Raw genomic sequence first — 1144 nt, 5'->3', positions numbered from 1 at the left:
ATCCAATATCAAAGGAAATGATAGCATTGAAGGATGAGACTAATCCAATTGAGGAGTGGCAGCATATAGAACAGCTAAAGGGTAGTGCTGAAGGAAGCATACGATACCCCGCATGGAATGGGATAATATCACAGGAGGTACTAGACTACCTTTCATCCTACATAAATAGACGCATATAAGTACGCATTTAAGCATAAACACGCACTATGCCGTTCTTCTCATGTATATATATATACAGGCAACACGCAGATATAGGTGCGACGTGAACAGTGAGCTGTATGTGCGCAGCTCGCGTTGCATTTTCGGAAGCGCTCGTTTTCGGAAACGCTTTGAAGTTCCTATTCCGAAGTTCCTATTCTCTAGAAAGTATAGGAACTTCAGAGCGCTTTGAAAACCAAAAGCGCTTTGAAGACGCACTTTGAAAAATCCAAAAACGCACCGCACCGTAACTACTACACCGCGAATACTGTGCCCTGAAACATTGCTCAAAAGTATCTCTTTGCTATATATCTCTGTGCTATATCCCTATATAACCTACCCATCCACCTTTCGCTCCTTGAACTTGCATCTAAACTCGACCTCTACATCAACAGGCTTCCAATGCTCTTCAAATTTTACTGTCAAGTAGACCCATACGGCTGTAATATGCTGCTCTTCATAATGTAAGCTTATCTTTATCGAATCGTGTGAAAAACTACTACCGCGATAAACCTTTACGGTTCCCTGAGATTGAATTAGTTCCTTTAGTATATGATACAAGACACTTTTGAACTTTGTACGACGAATTTTGAGGTTCGCCATCCTCTGGCTATTTCCAATTATCCTGTCGGCTATTATCTCCGCCTCAGTTTGATCTTCCGCTTCAGACTGCCATTTTTCACATAATGAATCTATTTCACCCCACAATCCTTCATCCGCCTCCGCATCTTGTTCCGTTAAACTATTGACTTCATGTTGTACATTGTTTAGTTCACGAGAAGGGTCCTCTTCAGGCGGTAGCTCCTGATCTCCTATATGACCTTTATCCTGTTCTCTTTCCACAAACTTAGAAATGTATTCATGAATTATGGAGCACCTAATAACATTCTTCAAGGCGGAGAAGTTTGGGCCAGATGCCCAATATGCTTGACATGAAAACGTGAGA

At 41.6% G+C, this 1144-nt stretch carries 1 protein-coding gene; it reads right to left on the bottom strand.

What is annotated here, in order from left to right:
• Positions 1 to 534: 534 nt before the first annotated feature.
• Positions 535 to 1144: hypothetical protein (locus AB5Z25_RS10880; protein ID WP_368135587.1), on the bottom strand; the 610-nt coding region annotated here is incomplete at its 5' end.

It is taken from the genome of Collinsella aerofaciens (genome assembly GCF_040910325.1).
Taxonomy (GTDB): domain Bacteria; phylum Actinomycetota; class Coriobacteriia; order Coriobacteriales; family Coriobacteriaceae; genus Collinsella; species Collinsella aerofaciens_BL.
Note: the sequence above shows the minus strand (reverse complement) of the source record. Positions and strands in the feature narration are given on the sequence as shown.